This window comes from Stenotrophomonas sp. NLF4-10, from assembly GCF_022359915.1.
Lineage (GTDB): Bacteria > Pseudomonadota > Gammaproteobacteria > Xanthomonadales > Xanthomonadaceae > Stenotrophomonas > Stenotrophomonas daejeonensis.
The window spans coordinates 1,994,703-2,012,930 of record NZ_JAKSEE010000003.1 but is presented as its reverse complement, the minus strand read 5'-3'; the positions used below and the strand labels follow the sequence as shown (position 1 = coordinate 2,012,930).

The 18,228-nt window shown below is 68.6% G+C and carries 14 protein-coding genes; 9 read left to right on the top strand and 5 right to left on the bottom strand.

Annotated features, from left to right (window positions below; all coding sequences use genetic code 11):
* Positions 1–34 precede the first annotated feature (34 nt).
* The 3 genes from sucB (at position 35) to MIC98_RS09445 (ending at position 3,616) form a co-directional block, all read left to right on the top strand.
* Positions 35–1,231, top strand: coding sequence for a dihydrolipoyllysine-residue succinyltransferase (gene sucB / locus MIC98_RS09455; protein WP_057639694.1), 1,197 nt, complete (start codon positions 35–37; stop codon positions 1,229–1,231).
* A gap of 218 nt (positions 1,232–1,449) precedes the next feature.
* Positions 1,450–2,886 (top strand): dihydrolipoyl dehydrogenase, encoded by a 1,437-nt coding sequence (gene lpdA / locus MIC98_RS09450; RefSeq protein WP_057639695.1) that lies wholly within the window; start codon positions 1,450–1,452, stop codon positions 2,884–2,886.
* A 136-nt stretch (positions 2,887–3,022) separates the two neighbouring features.
* Positions 3,023–3,616 (top strand): TIGR00730 family Rossman fold protein, encoded by a 594-nt coding sequence (locus tag MIC98_RS09445; protein ID WP_239736975.1) that lies wholly within the window; start codon positions 3,023–3,025, stop codon positions 3,614–3,616.
* Positions 3,617–3,903: 287 nt separating this feature from the next.
* Here the strand turns inward: MIC98_RS09445 and MIC98_RS09440 are convergent, their stop codons facing one another.
* On the bottom strand, positions 3,904–6,777 hold the full coding sequence (locus tag MIC98_RS09440; RefSeq protein WP_239736974.1) for an EAL domain-containing protein: 2,874 nt from the start codon (positions 6,775–6,777) through the stop codon (positions 3,904–3,906).
* Between the two features lie 200 nt (positions 6,778–6,977).
* Between MIC98_RS09440 and MIC98_RS09435 the strand changes: the two genes are divergently transcribed.
* From MIC98_RS09435 to MIC98_RS09410, 6 genes are all read left to right on the top strand, one after another.
* Positions 6,978–7,535 carry an RNA polymerase sigma factor gene (locus MIC98_RS09435; RefSeq protein WP_239736973.1) on the top strand — a complete coding sequence of 186 codons (558 nt, stop codon included), beginning with the start codon at positions 6,978–6,980 and terminating at the stop codon, positions 7,533–7,535.
* A complete protein-coding gene (locus tag MIC98_RS09430) occupies positions 7,532–8,377 on the top strand; it encodes a hypothetical protein (protein ID WP_239736972.1) in 846 nt (281 codons plus the stop codon). The genes MIC98_RS09435 and MIC98_RS09430 overlap by 4 nt, the downstream gene beginning before the upstream one ends.
* A gap of 298 nt (positions 8,378–8,675) precedes the next feature.
* Positions 8,676–9,653, top strand: coding sequence for an IS110 family transposase (locus tag MIC98_RS09425; protein ID WP_239736138.1), 978 nt, complete (start codon positions 8,676–8,678; stop codon positions 9,651–9,653).
* Between the two features lie 91 nt (positions 9,654–9,744).
* Positions 9,745–10,329 carry a YigZ family protein gene (locus tag MIC98_RS09420; protein ID WP_239736971.1) on the top strand — a complete coding sequence of 195 codons (585 nt, stop codon included), beginning with the start codon at positions 9,745–9,747 and terminating at the stop codon, positions 10,327–10,329.
* Between the two features lie 93 nt (positions 10,330–10,422).
* Complete coding sequence (locus MIC98_RS09415; protein WP_239736970.1) at positions 10,423–12,198, top strand: ABC transporter transmembrane domain-containing protein; 1,776 nt, start codon at positions 10,423–10,425, stop codon at positions 12,196–12,198.
* A 74-nt stretch (positions 12,199–12,272) separates the two neighbouring features.
* On the top strand, positions 12,273–12,467 hold the full coding sequence (locus tag MIC98_RS09410) for a hypothetical protein (RefSeq protein ID WP_239736969.1): 195 nt from the start codon (positions 12,273–12,275) through the stop codon (positions 12,465–12,467).
* A 201-nt stretch (positions 12,468–12,668) separates the two neighbouring features.
* Here the strand turns inward: MIC98_RS09410 and MIC98_RS09405 are convergent, their stop codons facing one another.
* The 4 genes from MIC98_RS09405 to dnaK form a co-directional block, all read right to left on the bottom strand.
* Positions 12,669–13,796, bottom strand: a complete 1,128-nt coding sequence (locus MIC98_RS09405; protein WP_239736968.1) for a prephenate dehydrogenase — start codon at positions 13,794–13,796, stop codon at positions 12,669–12,671.
* The gene (gene pdxY / locus MIC98_RS09400) at positions 13,793–14,701 is read right to left on the bottom strand and encodes a pyridoxal kinase (protein ID WP_239736967.1); all 909 of its coding nucleotides are present in this window, start codon (positions 14,699–14,701) and stop codon (positions 13,793–13,795) included. Before pdxY ends, MIC98_RS09405 begins: the two co-directional genes overlap by 4 nt.
* Before the next feature lie 222 nt (positions 14,702–14,923).
* Positions 14,924–16,045, bottom strand: a complete 1,122-nt coding sequence (gene dnaJ / locus MIC98_RS09395) for a molecular chaperone DnaJ (protein WP_239736966.1) — start codon at positions 16,043–16,045, stop codon at positions 14,924–14,926.
* 129 nt (positions 16,046–16,174) lie between these two features.
* Positions 16,175–18,103 carry a molecular chaperone DnaK gene (dnaK, locus tag MIC98_RS09390; RefSeq protein ID WP_239736965.1) on the bottom strand — a complete coding sequence of 643 codons (1,929 nt, stop codon included), beginning with the start codon at positions 18,101–18,103 and terminating at the stop codon, positions 16,175–16,177.
* Between the last annotated feature and the right edge of the window lie 125 nt (positions 18,104–18,228).

Here is an 18,228-nt window from a genome sequence, read left to right as displayed (position 1 = left end):
TTTCACGAATAGATACGAACCAGGAAGCCCACGCATGGCCACCGAAGTCAAAGCCCCGGTACTGCCCGAATCCGTCGCCGACGGCACCATCGCCACCTGGCACAAGAAGGTGGGTGAAGCCGTCAAGCGCGACGAGAACCTGCTCGATCTGGAAACCGACAAGGTCGTGCTGGAAGTGCCTTCCCCGGTCGACGGCGTGCTGAAGGAAATCAAGTTCAAGGAAGGCGACACCGTCACCAGCAGCCAGGTCGTGGCGATCATCGAGGAAGGCGCCGTCGCAGCCGCGCCGGCCCCGGCTGCCGCCGAAGCGCCGAAGGCCGCCGCCCCCGCGGCTCCGGCGGCCGCAGCCGCCCCGGCACCGGCCGCCGCCAAATCGCCGGCCGACGCGCTGCCGCCGGGCGCCCGCTTCAGCGCCATCACCGAAGGCGTGAACCCGGCCGACGTCGAAGGTACCGGCCGCCGCGGTGCGGTGACCAAGGAAGACATCGTCAACTTCGCCCGCAACGGCGGCGCCGGCAAGGCCGGCGGCGCGCGTCCGGAAGAGCGCGTGCCGATGACCCGCATCCGCAAGCGCATCGCCGAGCGCCTGATGCAGTCCAAGGATTCCATCGCCATGCTCACCTCGTTCAACGAGGTCAACCTGGCCAAGGTTTCCGCCGCGCGCAAGCAACTGGGCGAGGACTTCCTGAAGACCCACGGCATCAAGCTGGGCTTCATGAGCTTCTTCGTGAAGGCCGCCGCCAACGCGCTGCAGCGCTTCCCGGTGGTCAACGCCTCGGTCGACGGCGACGACATCATCTACCACGGCTATTCGGACATCTCCATCGCCGTATCCACCGAGAAGGGACTGGTGACGCCGGTGCTGCGCAACGTCGAGCGCATGTCCTTCGCCGACATCGAGAAGGGCATCGCCGAGTACGCCAAGAAGGCGCGCGACGGCAAGCTCGGCCTCGATGACCTGCAGGGCGGCACCTTCACCGTGACCAACGGCGGCACCTTCGGTTCGCTGCTGTCCACCCCGATCGTCAACCCGCCGCAGAGCGCCATCCTCGGCATGCATACCATCAAGGAGCGCCCGATCGCCGAGAACGGCCAAGTCGTGATCGCGCCGATGATGTACCTGGCGCTGTCCTATGACCACCGCATCATCGACGGCAAGGACGCGGTGCAGTTCCTGGTGGACATCAAGAACCAGCTGGAAAACCCGAGCCGCATGCTGTTCGGCCTGTAATGCCCGAAAGCCCCTCTCCCACCGGGAGAGGGGTTGGGGGCGCCAAGCTGCCACATCAGGCGCCACCATGATGAACGAGCCGCCGCGAGCCGCGCTGGCAAACCATCGGCTGTTCACCTGCTTCACTCGCGACGGTTTGCGACTGCGGCACACCCTCATCCGGCGCTTCGCGCCACCTTCTCCCGCAGGGAGAAGGGTTTGGTACCAAGGAACCTCAAATGGCTGAACAATTCGACGTCGTCGTCATCGGTGCCGGCCCGGCCGGCTACCACGCCGCCATCCGCGCCGCCCAGTTGGGCCTGAAGACTGCCTGCATCGACGCGGCGCTGGGCAAGGACGGCAAGCCGGCCCTCGGCGGCACCTGCCTGCGCGTGGGCTGCATCCCGTCCAAGGCGCTGCTGGATTCCTCGCACCAGTACCACAACATGCAGCACCAGTTCGCGCAGCACGGCATCAGCTTCAAGGACGCCGGCATCGACGTGGGCAAGATGGTCGGCCGCAAGGACGCCATCGTGAAGCAGTTCACCGGCGGCATCGCGCAGCTGTTCAAGGCCAACAAGGTCACCGCCTACTACGGCTTCGCCCAGTTGCAGCCGGGCAACGTGGTCAAGGTCAAGCAGCATGACGACAGCGAGGTCGAGCTGAAGGGCACCAACGTCATCATCGCCGCCGGTTCGGACTCGATCGAACTGCCGTTCGCCAAGTTCGACGGCGACACCATCGTCGACAACGTCGGCGCACTGGACTTCACCGAAGTACCCAAGCGCCTGGCGGTGATCGGCGCCGGCGTGATCGGCCTGGAGCTGGGCAGCGTGTGGAAGCGCCTCGGCGCCGAGGTCACCATCCTCGAAGCGCTGCCGGACTTCCTCGCCGCAGCCGATGCCGAGGTGTCCAAGCTCGCCGCGCGCGAATTCAAGAAGCAGGGCCTGGACATCAAGCTCGGCGCCAAGGTCGGCAAGACCGAGGTCACCGGCAAGGGCAAGAAGAAGGAAGTAGTCATCACCTACACCGACGGTGAAGGCGAAAAGACCCTGACCGTGGACAAGCTGCTGGTGGCCGTGGGCCGCCGCGCCGCCACCCGTGGCCTGCTGGCCGACGGCACCGGCGTGCAGGTCAACGAGCGCGGCCAGATCGTGGTCGATGACCATTGCCACACCGGCGTCGACGGCGTGTGGGCGGTGGGCGACTGCGTGCGCGGCCCGATGCTGGCGCACAAGGGCTTCGAGGAAGGCATCGCGGTGGCCGAACTGATCGCAGGCCTGCCCGGCCACGTCAATTTCGACACCATTCCCTACGTCATCTACACCAGCCCGGAAATCGCCTGGGTCGGCAAGACCGAACAGCAGCTCAAGGCCGATGGCGTGGCCTACAAGGCCGGCAGCTTCCCGTTCGCCGCCGTGGGCCGCGCGGTGGCGATGGCCGAGCCGACCGGCTTCGTCAAGGTGATCGCCGATGCCGAAACCGACCGCGTGCTCGGCCTGCACCTGATCGGCCCGAACGTCAGCGAGCTGGTGCACGAGGGCGTGCTGACGATGGAGTTCAGCGGCAGCGCCGACGACCTGGCCCGCATCTGCCACGCCCACCCGAGCCTGTCCGAAGCCGTGCATGATGCGGCGATGGCGGTGAGCAAGCGCGCCATCCACAAGGCGAACTGAGCGGGGAATGCGGGAACAGGGCACGGGGAATGAAACATCCCGCGCCCTGCCCTCCACGAACGCCGGCAGCGATGCCGGCGTTTTGCTTCCTCCGTTCCTTTCATTCCCCCTTTCCCCTTCCCTGTTCCCCGCCTCCATGAAATCCATCTGCGTCTATTGCGGCTCCAATCCTGGCGCCAAGCCCGTCTACGTCGAACGCGCCACCGAACTGGGCAGGCGCATCGCCGCCGAAGGCCTGCGGCTGGTCTATGGCGGCGGCCGCACTGGCCTGATGGGCGCGGTGGCCGATGGCGTGCTCGCCGCCGGCGGCGAGGTCACCGGCGTGATCCCGCAGCACCTGGTGGACCTGGAGGTGGCGCACAAGGGCGTGACCACGCTGGAAGTCGTCGGCTCGATGCACGAGCGCAAGTCGCGCATGTTCGACCTGTCCGACGCCTTCGTCGCCCTGCCCGGCGGCTTCGGCACCGCCGAGGAAATCTTCGAGATGCTGACCTGGCGTCAGCTCGGCATCGGCAAGAAACCCTGCGCCTTCCTCGACATCGATGGCTTCTACACGCAGCTGATCGGCATGATCGACCACATGGTGGCCGAGCGCTTCCTGCACCCGGAGCAGCGCGACGACCTGTGGCACGGCGAAGACCCCACGCGGATGCTGGAGTGGATGCGGGCGTATTCGCCGGCGCAGGCGGACAAGTGGTTCGACGAGAAGAAACGCAACGCATTGCGATAAGTCACCGGCGCGTGGCGACGCGGCGAACATGGCCGGCGCCTTGTTGCTTGCATAGCGCGGCGCGGCACGGTTCGACGAGAAAAGCGCAATGCGTTGCGCTGACTCCCTATCCCAGTGGGTGCCGACCGTTGGTCGGCACTGGCAGCCAGCCTGCAATGCCCCTCGGCGCTGCGCGCCCATGCCCGACCAACGGTCGGGCACCACCCGACGGGGGCACGTAGTGCCGGCCGCCGGCCGGCATCCGCCAGGAAACCAGGTCATGCGCGGTTGCCGGCCAGCGGCCGGCACTACACCATCTTGTGCAACGTCGCTTCGCGCGGCATCGGGTAGCCCAGCAGATAGCCCTGGCCGAAGTTGCAGCCCATTTCCAGCAGCACCTGCCGCTGGCGCTCGTTCTCGATGCCTTCGCCGATGGTCTCGATGCCCAGCGTGCGCGCCAGCGACACCACGCCTTCCACCAGTGCCTGCGTGTTCTTGCCGCCCTCGGTGTGCAAGCCAGAGATGAAGCTGCGGTCGATCTTCAGCGTGCTGATCGGGAACCGGTGCAGGTAGGACAGCGCCGAATAGCCGGTGCCGAAGTCATCCAGCTGCACTACCATGCCGCGCTCGCGCAACTGGCGCAGGATGCGCAGCGTGCGCGGCGCATCCTCCAGCAGCGCCGTTTCGGTCAGCTCCACCCGCAGCCGCGACGGGTCCGCGCCGGCCGCGTCCAGCAGCCCGAACAGGCGCCTGGCGAACTTCGGCACGTGGAAGTGGCGCGGCGAGACATTGACCGAGATGTAGCCCGACGTGGTCGCCGCAAGATCGTGCGCCACCTGCTCGTAGATCAGCCAGTCCACCTGCTCGATCAGGCCGCTCTCCTCGCCCAGCTGCATGAAGTCGCCCGGCAGCAGCAGCCCGCGTCCTTCGTGCTGCCAGCGCAGCAGCGCCTCGTGCCCGACCACCTTGCCGTCCCGCAGCGAGACGATGGGTTGGTAGAACGGCAGGAAATCGCGGTTGCCGATGGCGCGGCGCAGGTCCGCTTCCAGCTCCAGGCTCTGCAGCGACTGCTCGCGCATCACCTCGTCGAACACCACGCAGCGGTCCTGGCCCATGCCCTTGGCGCGGTACATCGCCGCGTCGGCGTCGCGCAGCAGCTCGGCGCCGGATTCGTAATGCGGGTTCCACAGCGAAATGCCGATGCTGCCGGACGGGAACAACTCGCGCCCTTCCACCCACATCGAGCATTCCAGCGCATGCAGCAGGCGCCGCCCCACGTCCATCGCCTCGTCCGCGCCGCCCTCGCAGCGCACCAGCATGGCGAACTCGTCGCCGCCCAGCCGCGCCACCACGTCGTTGCCACGCAGCAGGCCGACCAGCCGCCGCGCCACTTCCACCAGCATCCGGTCGCCGGCGGCGTGGCCGATGCTGTCGTTGACCCACTTGAAGCGGTCCAGGTCGAGGAACAGCAACGCGAATACCGGGCCGATGCCCAGCCGCGCGTGCTCGATGGCCTCCTCCAGCCGCTCCAGCAGGTGCAGGCGGTTGGGCAGCCCGGTCAGCGAATCGTGCATGGCCTGGTGGCTCAAGCGCTGCTCGATGCGCATGCGCTCGCCGATCTGCGCCAGCAGCTTCTGGTTGACCTCGCCCAGCTCGTGCGTGCGCTCGGCCACGCGCCGCTCCAGCTCGGCATGCGCCTGCAGCAGCCGGTTCTGGTCGCGCTGCCGCGCCAGGCTGTTGCCGATGTTGTGCGCGACGAAGGCCAGCAGGCGCTGGTCGTCCGGGGTGTACACGACCTGCGGGTTGTAGCTCTGCACCGCGATCACGCCCACCACCTCGCCATCGCTGAACAGCGGCACGCCGAGCCAGGACTGCGACTTGGCGCCGAACTCGTGCAGTTCGCCACGGGCGAGCAACTGGTCGATCTGCCTGCGCGTGGCCAATAGCGGCTGGCCAGTGCGGATGGTGTATTCGGTCAGGCCGCCGCCGAACTTGCGCGGGGGGCGCTCGCGGTTGAATTCGTCCACCGAATAGACGAACTCCAGCCCGTCGCCGGCCTCGTTGATCAATGCGATGTAGAAATTGCCGGCATCGAGCAGGCCGCCGATCACCCGGTGCAGCTCGGCATGGAACTCGGCTTGGCTGCCGCAGCTCATGGCCAGTTCGGAGATGTTGAACAGCGCCGCCTGCAATGCCTCGGCGCGCTGCCGCTCGACGATTTCGCCGCGCAGGCTGGCGTTGGCGTGCTCCAGCTCCAGCGTGCGCCGCTGCACGTGCTGTTCCAGCTGCACGTGCGCCTGGCGCCGGTCCATCGCGGTCAGGATGTGGGTGGTGACGAAGTTGAGGACCGCGCGGTCCTCGTCGTCGTACTGCACGCCGGGCTCGTAGCTCTGCACCACGATGGCGCCGCACACGACGTTGTCGCGCCACATCGGCACGCCCAGCCAGTCGGTGCTGTCCGGGCCGCTGGGCACCGAGTGCCGCGGGTCCAGTTCGCGGAGCAGGACCCGCGACGGGCCATGCATCACCCGGCCGCTGCGCATCACCGCGAAGGTCAGGCTGTCCTGCATGTCCTCGTAGTGGATGCGTTGCTCCGGGTCCGGCGCGAAGCTGTCCTGGGTATCGAAGAAGTACAGGAAGCGCAGGCTGCTCTGGGTTTCGTCGCATTCGACGATGTAGCAGTTTTCCGCGTACATCAACGTGGACAGGATGCGATGGAAATTGCCGAGCATTTCCGACATTTCAAGGTCGCTGCCGGCCAGGTCGGCGATCTCGAACAGGGCCTGCTGCAGGCGCTTGGAACGCTCCAGCTGCTCGATCTGCCGCCCCTGCCGCATCGATACCAGCACCGCGGCGACCAGCGCCCGCGCGGTGCTCAGCCATGCCCGGCGCTGCGTTTCCGAGAACGTGGCCGACACCTCGGCCAGCACCACGATGCGGGCGCCGCTCTCGGCGTGGGTCCAGCACTCCCACAGCGGCTGGTGCAGGCCGGCCGGCAGCTTGCCGCCGCCAAGCAGCACGCCGGCGGCCTCGCGCAACCGCGTGTCCTCGGCCGGGCTGGTACGGCAGCCGGTCCCCAGCACGGCATCATCCCAGGCAAGGACCACCGTGCTGCCGGCAGGCAACAGGCCATGCAGCGGCGTCACCACGTCGTTGACCGACGCATTGGCCTGTGCGGGCATGTTTTCGGCACTGCTTTGGCGCGGTTCGTCTGCCATGCCTTCCGTCTCTATCCGGTTCCGGTACCCGGAACTCCCCCCGCCCGCAGCATAACGCCCCGCGGCGTGACCAAGGTGTCCGGGTCGACATTTCCTGAACCCGCACTCCGGTGCCGGCGATGCCCGGCTAGGCACGGGCGCGGCGAATGCTTAGGCTGCGGCGCGTGGATACCGCCGTGCAGACACCGACCGACGAAACGCTGATGCTGGCCTATGCCGCCGGCGACGGCGAGGCGTTCGCCGAGCTGTACGCGCGCCACCGTGCCCGGCTGTTCCACTACCTGCTCGGGCAGTTGCGCGACCGCGCGCTGGCCGAGGAGCTGTTCCAGGACGTGTGGCAACGCCTGATCCATGCCCGTGCGGGCTGGAAGCCGGAGGCGGCGTTCGCCACCTGGTTGTTCCGCATCGCCCACAACCGCCTCAACGACCACTGGCGCGCCGCCCGCCACCGCCCGGCCGCCCCGGACGATGCCGACGCGCGCACCGCGCGGCTGGCCGATACCCGCACCCCGGAGCTGCTGGCCGACGAACAGGCGCAACGGCTGCAGCTGCATCGCGCGCTGGCCGAGCTGCCGCCGGAGCAACAGGAGGTGGTGATCCTGCGCCTGGAGCAGGAACTGAGCCTGGAGGAGATCGGGCAGATCACCGGCGTCGGCCGGGAAACCGTCAAGTCGCGGCTGCGCTATGCGATGGACAAGCTGCGCGCGAGGTTGAACGAATGAACACCCCCGATCGCCTGAGCCCCGAAGAACGCGCGCTGGCGCGGCTGCTGGGTCGCCCCGCGGCCGCGGCGCCCGATCCGCGCGTCGATGCCGCGATTGCCGAGCTGGCGCGGCAACCGGCCGCACCGGCGCCGACGCGACCCACGGCGCCGGCGCCCTTCGTCACGCCGCATGCGCGGCATCGGCGCCGCCGCGCCGTGGTGCCGGCATTGGCCGTGGCCGCGTCGCTGGTGCTGGTGGTGGGTCTGGCATGGCAACTGCGGCCCACTCCGCCGCCGCTGGACTTGCCCGTGCTCGCCGAGGCGCTTCCGCCGCCGGCAGCCGTACCGCTCCCTGCCGCCGACGTGCCGATGCCGGAAGCGGCCATCGAACCCGTGGCACCCGCCGTCCGCATGGCTGCCCCGGCAGAGGCGCCACCTCCTCGTGCAAGCGCGGCGTCCGATGCCGCGACCCGTACCGAGCGCGCACGCAAGGAATCGTCGCGGGCGGTGGAAGCGGCTTCCGCGAGAATCGTGCCACCCTCGCCGCCGGCTCCTCCCGCGCCATTGCCGGCCAGCCCAGCACAGGCCGATATCGTCCTGCCCGCCCCTGCCGGTGCCGCACCGGCACGGCTGGCTGCAACACCGGCGCCGGCAAAACTGGATGCACCCGCCGCCACGGCGGCATCCCCTGACCTGGACGCCGATGCCGCCCTGCCCCCGCGGCGATGGTTGCAACGCATCCGGCAGCGGCACGGGGACGGCGACGACGAGGGCGCGCGCGCCAGCCTGCGTCGCTTCGTCGAGGTTCATCCGAAGGCCCGCATCCCGCGCGACCTGCGCCCGTTGCTGGAAGATTCGTAGGTGCCGGGCTTGCCCGGTACGGAGCCTTCCACGGTAATGCTCCATGCGGGGCAAGCCCCGCATCTTGTGTCTTGAAGCCTGCCCCGATCAGGCAGACTTCCCCGGAGTGATCCGGGAGGTTCCGATGATGCCGTCTCCGCACTTGAGCCTTCGAGCTCGCACCGTAGATCCGGCACATCGGAACCCTTTTCCGCCCTGGAGCTTGAACGGTATCTTCGGCCCGCTTTTGCGAGAGCCAGCACGAACAAGGGCAAGCCAGGCGGTCACTGTATCCGGTTCGACAGCAGGAGACAGAGACATGCAGGTGATAGGCATCGACGTGGCCAAGGCCACCTTCGACATCGCCCTGCCACTGGGGCAGGGCAAGTACCGCACCCGGGGCAAGCTCGGCAACACCGCCGCGGGTTGGGAACAACTGCTGGCCTGGAGACAGGCTCACGCCCCGGAAGCGGCGGTGGGCATGGAAGCCACGGGTATCTACCACGAGGCGCTGGCCGAGCGGCTGGTCGCGGCCGGGGTCACCGTCTACGTGGTCAATCCGGCGCAGATCAAGGCTTACGGCCAGAGCGAGTTGCTGCGGACCAAGACCGACCGGACCGATGCCAAGCTCATCGCCCGGTTCTTGCAGTCGCGCCTGCAGGAGCCGGACCGGCTTCATCCCTACGTGCCGCCGACACCGGTCGAGCGCACGTTGCGGGCCTTGGTGCGCCGACGGGACGAGCTCAAGCAGATGCGGCAGATGGAGCTCAATCGGCTGGAGAGCACCCATGCGGCGTTGGCCGCGAGCATCGGCCAGGTCGTGGCGACGCTGGAACAGCAGATCACCCAGATCGAGAAGGCGATCAACGAGCACATCGACAATGACCCGGACCTGCGCGGACGGCGTGACCTGCTTACCACCATCCCGGGCATCTCCGGCACCACCAGCGCCTTCCTGCTGGCGTGTCTGGGCGAGCTGAACCAGTACAGCGACGTGGGCCAGATCGTGGCCCATGCCGGGCTGAATCCAGCCCGCCGGCAGTCCGGCACGCACGAAGGCAAGGTCCGCATCTCGCGTGTCGGCAATGCCACACTGCGCGCCAAGCTCTACATGCCGGCCCTGGTGGGCAAGCGCCACACCCCCGTGCTGGCCGCCTTTGCCCAGCGACTGGCCGAACGGGGCAAGCCACCCAAGCTCATCCTCTGCGCCTTGATGCGAAAGCTCCTGCACATCGTCTGGGGGGTGCTCAAGTCCGCTACGCCCTTCGATCCCCGAAAGGCCATTGCACACGCCTAAGCAAGACGGTATCTACGGCAAGCCCCATTCTCCCGACCGGACATGGCAAGACATCCAATCCGCCGCTGGGCTCTCGCCTAGAATGGCCGGGATGCCCGATACCCTCGCCACGCCCGCCAGCCACCTGCTGGAAGTCAAGCACAGCCGCTTCCTCGCCCATGCCGCCCCCATCGGCAACGCCGCCGATGCACTGGCCTTCGTCGCGTCGGTATCGGTCGCCGACGCCACCCACAACTGCTGGGCCTACCGCCACGGCGGCGAATACCGTTCCAGCGACGATGGCGAACCGGCCGGCACCGCCGGGCGCCCGATCCTGGCCGCCATCGATGGACAGGGCTATGACCGCATCGTCGTGGTCGTCACCCGCTGGTTCGGCGGCATCAAGCTTGGCGCCGGCGGGCTGGTACGCGCCTATGGCGGCGCCGCGGCCGAATGCCTGCGGCTGGCGCCACGGCTGCCGCTGATCGCGATGAAGCGGCTGCATCTGGCCTGCCCGTTCGATGCGCTCGGCAGCGTGCACACGCTGCTGGCCGCGCATGTGGTGGACAAGCTCGGCGAAAGCTTCGACGAACATGGCGCACGCTTGCACGTCGAACTGCCGGCCGAACGCGTCGATGACTTGAAAACCCGCCTGCGCGACGCCACCCGTGACAGGGTGCGGTGGAGCGACGAGTGAACGACCGGGAGGGGGTTGTCGATTTTCCCCTCCACCGTCCTCCCGGCCATTGCCGGCCTGCACTTCCCTCTTCTCCCACGCAGCCACTCCCCGATGACCGACACGTCCGCCACCGAACCCACCCCCGGCCGCAACAAGGCCAAGCTCGGCACGTTGCGCGCGCTGTGGCCGTTCGTGCGCCGGCACATGGGCCTGTTCGTGGCCTGGCTGGCAGCGCTGGCGGTGGCCTCGGCGGCGACGCTGAGCTTCCCGGTCGCGTTCCGGCGCATGATCGACGACGGCTTCAGCAGCGGCGGCAACATCGACCAGGTATTCCTGCTGGTGTTCGCGGTGGTGGTGGTGCTGGCGCTGGCCAGCGCGGCGCGCTTCTTCTTCGTCTCGCTGCTGGGCGAAAAGGTCGTGGCCGACCTGCGCCGGCAGCTGTATGCGCACCTGGTGGCGCTGGACGCGCAGTTCCACGACCGCAATCGCAGCGGCGAGCTGGTGTCGCGCTTGTCGGCCGACAGCGAGCTGCTGCGCAGCGTGGTCGGCAGCAGCATGTCGGTGGCGCTGCGCAGCACCGTCACCGTGGTCGGCAGCCTGGCGATGCTGTTCGTCACCAGCCCGCGGCTGGCCGCCTTCACCCTGGTCGGCATCCCGCTGGCGGTGCTGCCGATCGTGCTCGGCGCGCGCCGGCTGGAAAAGGCCTCGCGCGCCACCCAGGACCGCGTCGCCGACGCCAACAACCTCGCCAGCGAAACCCTCGGCGCCATCCGCACCGTGCAGGCGCATGCGCGCGAAGGCTACGAGACCGGCCGCTTCGCCGCCGCCGTGCGCGTGGCGGTGGATACCGCCCGGCGCCGCATCCGCACCCAGTCGCTGGTCACCGCCATCGTCATCACCCTGGTGTTCGGCGCGGTGGTGCTGGTGCTGTGGTCCGGCGCGCACGACGTGATCGGCGGGCGCATCAGCAAGGGCGAGCTCGGCCAGTTCGTGTTCTATGCGCTGATCGGCGGCGGCTCGGTCGGCGCATTGGCCGAAGTCTGGAACGAACTGCAGCGCGCGGCCGGCGGCATGGGCCGCATCGCCGAGCTGCTGCAGGAATCGGCCGGCGTGCGTGCCCCAGCATCGCCACAGATGTTGCCCGTACCGCTGCGCGGCGACATCCGCTTCGACGACGTGGTGTTCCACTATCCGCAGCGCCCCACCCAGGCCGCGCTGGAAGGCTTCACCCTGCACGTGAGGCCGGGCGAAACCGTCGCGCTGGTCGGTCCCTCCGGCGCCGGCAAGAGCACCGTGCTGTCGCTGCTGCTGCGTTTCCACGACCCGGACGGCGGCACGATCAGCATCGACGGCGTCGACCTGCGCGATGCCGACCCCACCGCGCTGCGCGAGCAGGTGGCGCTGGTGCCGCAGCAGCCGGCGCTGTTCGCCAGCAGCGCCGCCGACAACATCCGCTACGGCCGGCTCGAAGCCAGCGACGAGCAACTGCATGCCGCCGCCCGCGCCGCCGAGGCCGACGAATTCATCCGTACCCTGCCCGAAGGCTATGCCAGCGAACTGGGCGAACGCGGCGCGCGCCTGTCCGGCGGCCAGCAGCAGCGCATCGCCATCGCCCGCGCACTGCTCAAGGACGCGCCGGTGCTGCTGCTGGACGAAGCCACCAGCGCGCTGGACGCGCAGAGCGAGCGTGCGGTGCAGCAGGCGCTGGAGCGGCTGATGGCCGGGCGCACCACGCTGGTGATCGCGCATCGCCTTGCCACCGTGCTCAAGGCCGACCGCATCGTGGTGATGGACCACGGCCGCATCGTCGCCCAGGGCACGCACGAGCAGCTGCTGCGCGAAGGTGGCCTGTACGCGGAGCTGGCGCGGCTGCAGTTCATCGACTGATAACGCGCGACTAACGCTGCCGGGCGCATGCTCGCCCCGTCACACCGGGTTGCATGCCAAGCAGGAGGTTCGTCATGTCGTTCCGCCAGTTCCCCGCCACCGACACCAATGGCGAAAGCCGCATCATCATCGAGTTCAAGCCCGAGCCCGGCGACACGCAGAATGCCGCCGACAGCGGCCCGCGTTACGAGCTGGACGACGGCCGCCACCTGCGGCGCAATGCCCGCGAATTCACTACCGTCGACGGCGAGCTGACGCTGCGGATCTGAACGAACCTGCGCAGGAGCGCACCTTGGTGCGCGAACGGGCATTACCGGGAAAGCCTCCCGCGCACCAAAGTGCGCTCCTGCATCGTGGCTGGCGAATAATTCACCAGCCCTCTTGACAGCCTTGCGCCGCAACGGCCGCCGGCATTCATCCACAGGTTTGTGCGCAGTTCATCCACACCGGCTGTGGATGAATGCGCGCGCTCAGCGTTCCAGCACCCGGCCGATGCCGCTGCGGTCGATCTCGGCCACCGCCGCTTCGACGATTTCCGCCGCATATTCGTGGTCGAAGCCGATGCGGAAATGCACCTCGCCGGCCGGCGTGCGCGAGGAGTGGATCGAGGCCAGGCTGATGCCGTGGCGCTCGAACACGTGCAGCAGTTCGCGCAACGAGCCGGCGCGGTCCTCCGGCAGGTGCACGCTGATCGCGCGGCGCTCGCTCAGGTCGGCCAGCAGGTAGCCGAGCCGCTCGAAGCTGTAGTTGCCTTCCTGCAGGGTCGCCGCGTCGATCGCCTCGCGGTTGCCGGTCAGGAACTGCCGGCGGAAGGCGGCGCGCGACGCATCGTCGCCGGCGCCCACCAGCGCGCGCAGCTGCTGCAGCTGCCGCAGCAGCCGGTCGAGCATCTCCACCGTATGCGGGTTGCCGAACTGGATGTCCTCGTAGATCGCCGGGTTCAGCGACAGGATGCGGGCGATCGCCGCCGCGTCCATTTCGAACGCGGTCGAGCGGTACGGCATCAATGCCTGCAGTTCGCCGAGCAGCGGCGCGTACTCGCGCAGCACGCCGGCCTGCGCCAGATGGGTGGCATGCACCATCGCCTGCACCAGCGCCATCACCCGGTCGTGGTGCTCGGGCGTGGCCGCCACGCAATCGGCTTCCAGCGCGGCATACAACCGCGCCAGCCACGGCTGCCAGCGCGCATCGGGCCGCGCTTCGCAGACCACCATCACCCGCCCCCGCAGCGTCGGCGCCTTGGGCGGCGCGGTCATCGGGTGCAGGCCCACCACGGCCGCCTGCGACTCCAGCATCGCCGCCACCGGCGCGGTCTTGATCGAGGTGACGTCCAGCCACAGCCGCCCGTGTTCGCGGCCGCCGGACTGGCGTATGTAGTCGCGGATCAACCCCGGCGTATGCCGGATCGGCGCGGAAAACAGCAGCACGTCAGCCTGTTCCAGCAACTGCTCGGGCGTGTGCGAGTCGCTGTCGACCGGGTCGTGGCCAATCACCTCCAGCGCCATGCGCGACTGGAAGAAGCCGCGCAGCCAGCGGCCATAGGCGCCGCCGCTGCCGACGATGCCGATGACCGGCGAAGTGGTCGCGGGCAGGCTCACGCCAAGCGCTCGGCACGGAACCGGTGCGGCGTGCCCAGCGCAGCCGGTGCCGCGGCCAGCACGTCGAACTCCTCCACGCCCTGCGCCAGCGTCGCCTCCAGCGCGGCATGCACGCCGGCGATGGCGCGGCCCACGGCATCGGCGAACGCATGGCCCTTGAGCAGGAAGGCGACCAGCAGCGACATCAGCACGTCGCCGGTGCCGGCCACGTCCACCGGCAGGTGCGGCGAGGTCCAGCGCCAGACTTCATCGCGGCCAATCGCCAGCGTCACCAGTTCGCCGGGATCGCCGGACACCGAATGCGCGATCACCCACTGCGGGCCACGCTCCAGCAGCCTGCGCGAAGCGGCGATGGCGTCGTCCTGTTCCAGCGCCGGCATGCCGGTGAGCCGGCCCAGCTCGAAGGCGTTGGGCGTCACCAGCCACGCATGCGGCAACAGCCGCTCGGCGAAGATCGCTTCCAGCCCCGGTTCGACGTAGGGGCCGGTATGGGTGTCGCCGATCACCGGATCGAGGCAATAGCGCAGGCCCGGGCAGGACGGCAGCGTCGCGTCCAGCCAATCGGCAAATGCCGTGCCGTTGGCGACGCTGCCGAAATAGCCGGAAACCAGTGCCCCGGCGCGCTGCGGCAGGCCGCGCTCGCTGGCGCCCAGCAGCAGATCGGTGAACCAGTCGGCCGGCAGCACGCGCCCGCGCAGGGTGTCGTAGAACGGCGCATTGCTCAGCAGGGTGGTGGGGATTTCCGCCACCCGCATGCCCAGCGCGCGCAGCGGCGGCACCGCCGCGCTGTTGCCGGCGTGGCCGTAGACCAGCTGCGACTGCACGGAAATCACGTCCACCGGCGACGGCCCCTCGGGCCGCTGCCGACGACCGTGCACGAGGTGGCTGTGGTCGATATCGTTCATCGCCGCATTTTACGCCCGCGGCAATGGCGACCGGCTGCATGGATGCGCGCGCAACCAATGCGGGGACGACGAACTGCAAGGGCACGCCTTGGCTTTCCCCTTCTCCCCTCGGGAGAAGGTGCCCGAAGGGCGGATGAGGGGCGAACGTAGTCCAGATGGTTGACCATCATGGACTACGTTCGCCCCTCACCCCAACCCCTCTCCCATGGGGAGAGGGGCTTTTCAGGACGAGGTCATCCGGTCCCAGAAGCCCTTGACGCCGTCGATGAAGGTGGCCGACTTCGGCGAATGCTTGCGCGCTTCCTCGCCGGCGAAGGTGGCCTCGAACTGCTCCAGCAGCTTGCGCTGCTCGGCGGTCAGGTTCACCGGGGTTTCCACCAGGATGCGGCAGTACAGGTCGCCCTCGGTGCGGCTGCGCACCGACTTGACGCCCTTGCCGCGCAGGCGGAACAGCTTGCCGGTCTGGGTTTCGGCGGGAACGCGGATTTCCGCCTCGCCGCCGAGCGTGGCCACGCGCACGGTATCGCCCAGCGCCGCCTGCGAGATGCGGATCGGCACCTCGCAATGCAGGTCGTCGCCGTCGCGGGTGAAGATCGGGTGCTCGCGCACGCGCACTTCCACGTACAGGTCGCCCGGCGGCGTGCCCGGCGGGCCGGCCTCGCCCTCGCCCTGCAGGCGGATGCGGTCGCCGCTGTCCACGCCGGCCGGCACCTTGACCGACAGCACCTTGTCTTCCTCGACACGGCCGTTGCCGTGGCAGGTCTTGCACGGCCTGGCGATGATCTGCCCGCGCCCGCCGCAGTTGTGGCAGGCCTGCTGCATGGCGAAGATGCCGCGCTGCATGCGTATCTGGCCGCGGCCGCCGCAGACGTTGCAGGTTTCCACCTTGCCGTCTTCCGAACCGCTGCCGTTGCAGTCGCCGCACTCGGCCAGGGTCGGGATCTCGATGCGGCGCTCGACGCCGGCCACCGCTTCTTCCAGGTCCAGCTCCATCACGTAGCCGATGTCGGCGCCGCGACGCGGCTGGCGCGCGCCGCCACCGCCGAAGATGTTGCCGAAGATGTCGCCGAAGATGTCGTTCATGTCCGGGCCGCCGGCACCGCCGCCGCCCATGCCGTGCTCGAACGCGGCGTGGCCGTGGGCGTCGTACATGCGCCGCTTGTTGCCGTCGGACAGGACTTCATAGGCTTCCTTGCACTCCTTGAAGGAGGCTTCGGCAGCCGCGTCGCCCGGGTTGCGGTCCGGGTGGAACTTCATCGCGCAGCGGCGGTAGGCCTTCTTCAGCTCATCGTCGCCGGCGTCGCGGGCCACGCCCAGGACTTCGTAGTAATCGCGCTTGCTCATGCTTTACCTCTCCCTCCCCCTCCAGGGAGGGCTGGGGTGCGGGTTGGCTACAAGACAAGGGTCCGGGGCCGCATGGCAACCCCGAACCCTCACCCCACCCCCCTCCCGGCGGGAGAGGGGCCATGGACGTCAGGACTTCTTGTCGTCCTTGACCTCGGTGAACTCGGCATCCACCACGTCGTCGTGCGCCGGGCCCGGGGAGGCGCCCGCACCCTGCGCGGCATCGCCCCCCTGCTCGGAGGCCGCCGCGGCCGCGTACAGCGACTGCCCGGCCTCTTCCAGCGCCTTCGAGCGGGCCTCGATCTGTGCCTTGTCGTCGCCCTTCATCGCCGTTTCCAGGTCGGCCAGCGCCGACTCGACCTTGCCGATCACGTCGCCACCGACCTTGCTGCCGTGCTCGGTGATGGCGCTGCGGGTGGCATGGATCAAGCCGTCGGCCTGGTTGCGGGCCTGCACCAGTTCCTGGAACTTCTTGTCTTCCTCGCGGTGCGTCTCGGCGTCGGCGACCATGCGGTTGATTTCGTCCTCGGACAGGCCCGAGCCGGCCTTGATCTCGACCTTCTGTTCCTTGTTGGTCTTCTTGTCCTTGGCCGACACGTGCAGGATGCCGTTGGCGTCGATGTCGAAGGACACCTCCACCTGCGGCAGGCCGCGCGGCGCCGGCTCGATGCCGGTCAGGTCGAACTTGGCCAGCGACTTGTTGTAGCGGGCCTGCTCGCGCTCGCCCTGCAGCACGTGCACGGTCACCGCCGACTGGTTGTCCTCGGCCGTGGAGAAGGTCTGCGAGGCCTTGGTCGGGATGGTGGTGTTCTTCTCGATGATCTTGGTGAACACGCCGCCCAGGGTCTCGATGCCGAGGCTCAGCGGGGTCACGTCCAGGAGCAGCACGTCCTTGACGTCGCCGGCCAGCACGCCGCCCTGGATCGCCGCGCCCAAGGCCACGGCCTCGTCCGGGTTGACGTCCTTGCGCGGCTCCTTGCCGAAGAACTCGGCCACCGCCGCCTGCACCTTGGGCATGCGGGTCTGGCCGCCGACCAGGATCACCTCGTTGATGTCGCTCGAACGCAGGCCGGCATCGTTCAGCGCGGTGCGGCACGGCTCGATCGACTTCTTGATCAGGTCCTCGACCAGCGCTTCCAGCTTGGCGCGGGTCAGCTTGATGTTCAGGTGCTTCGGGCCGCTGGCGTCGGCGGTGACGTACGGCAGGTTGACCTCGGTCTGCTGCGCGCTGGACAGCTCGATCTTGGCGCGCTCGGCCGCGTCTTTGAGCCTTTGAAGAGCAAGAGGGTCCTTGCGCAGGTCGATGCCCTGGTCCTTGTTGAACTCGTCCACCAGGTACTCGATGACGCGGTTGTCGAAGTCCTCGCCGCCGAGGAAGGTGTCGCCGTTGGTGGCCAGCACCTCGAACTGCTTCTCGCCGTCGACGTTGGCGATCTCGATGATCGACACGTCGAAGGTGCCGCCACCCAGGTCGTAGACGACGATCTTGCGGTCCTTGTTGTCGCCCTTGTCCAGGCCGTAGGCCAGCGCCGCGGCGGTCGGCTCGTTGATGATGCGCTTGACGTCCAGCCCGGCGATGCGGCCGGCGTCCTTGGTCGCCTGGCGCTGGCTGTCGTTGAAGTAGGCCGGCACGGTGATGACCGCCTCGGTGACCTTCTCGCCGAGGAAGTCCTCGGCGGTCTTCTTCATCTTCTCCAGCACCTTGGCGGAGATTTCCTGCGGCGCCATCTTCCTGCCGTCGCTGGTCTGCACCCAGGCGTCGCCGTTGTCGTGGGCGAGGATGCCGTACGGCACGTGGGCGATGTCCTTCTGCACTTCGCCGTCGGTGAACTTGCGGCCGATCAGGCGCTTGACCGCGTAGAAGGTGTTCTTCGGGTTGGTGACCGCCTGGCGCTTGGCCGAGGCGCCCACCAGCACTTCGCCGTCCTTGGTGTAGGCGACGATGGAGGGCGTGGTGCGGTCGCCTTCCGAGTTTTCGATGACGCGGGCCTTGCCGCCGTCCATGATCGCCACGCACGAGTTGGTGGTGCCGAGGTCGATGCCGATGATCTTTGCCATTGCCGGTTTCCTCTGGAATTCAATCTGGGGGGCGGCCACGCCGCCGATGTGGGTGATGTAAGGACGCCGCGCGGGCTTTCAAGGGAGGACGGCCGGGCATTGCCCCGGGAATCGCCTTCCCCGCC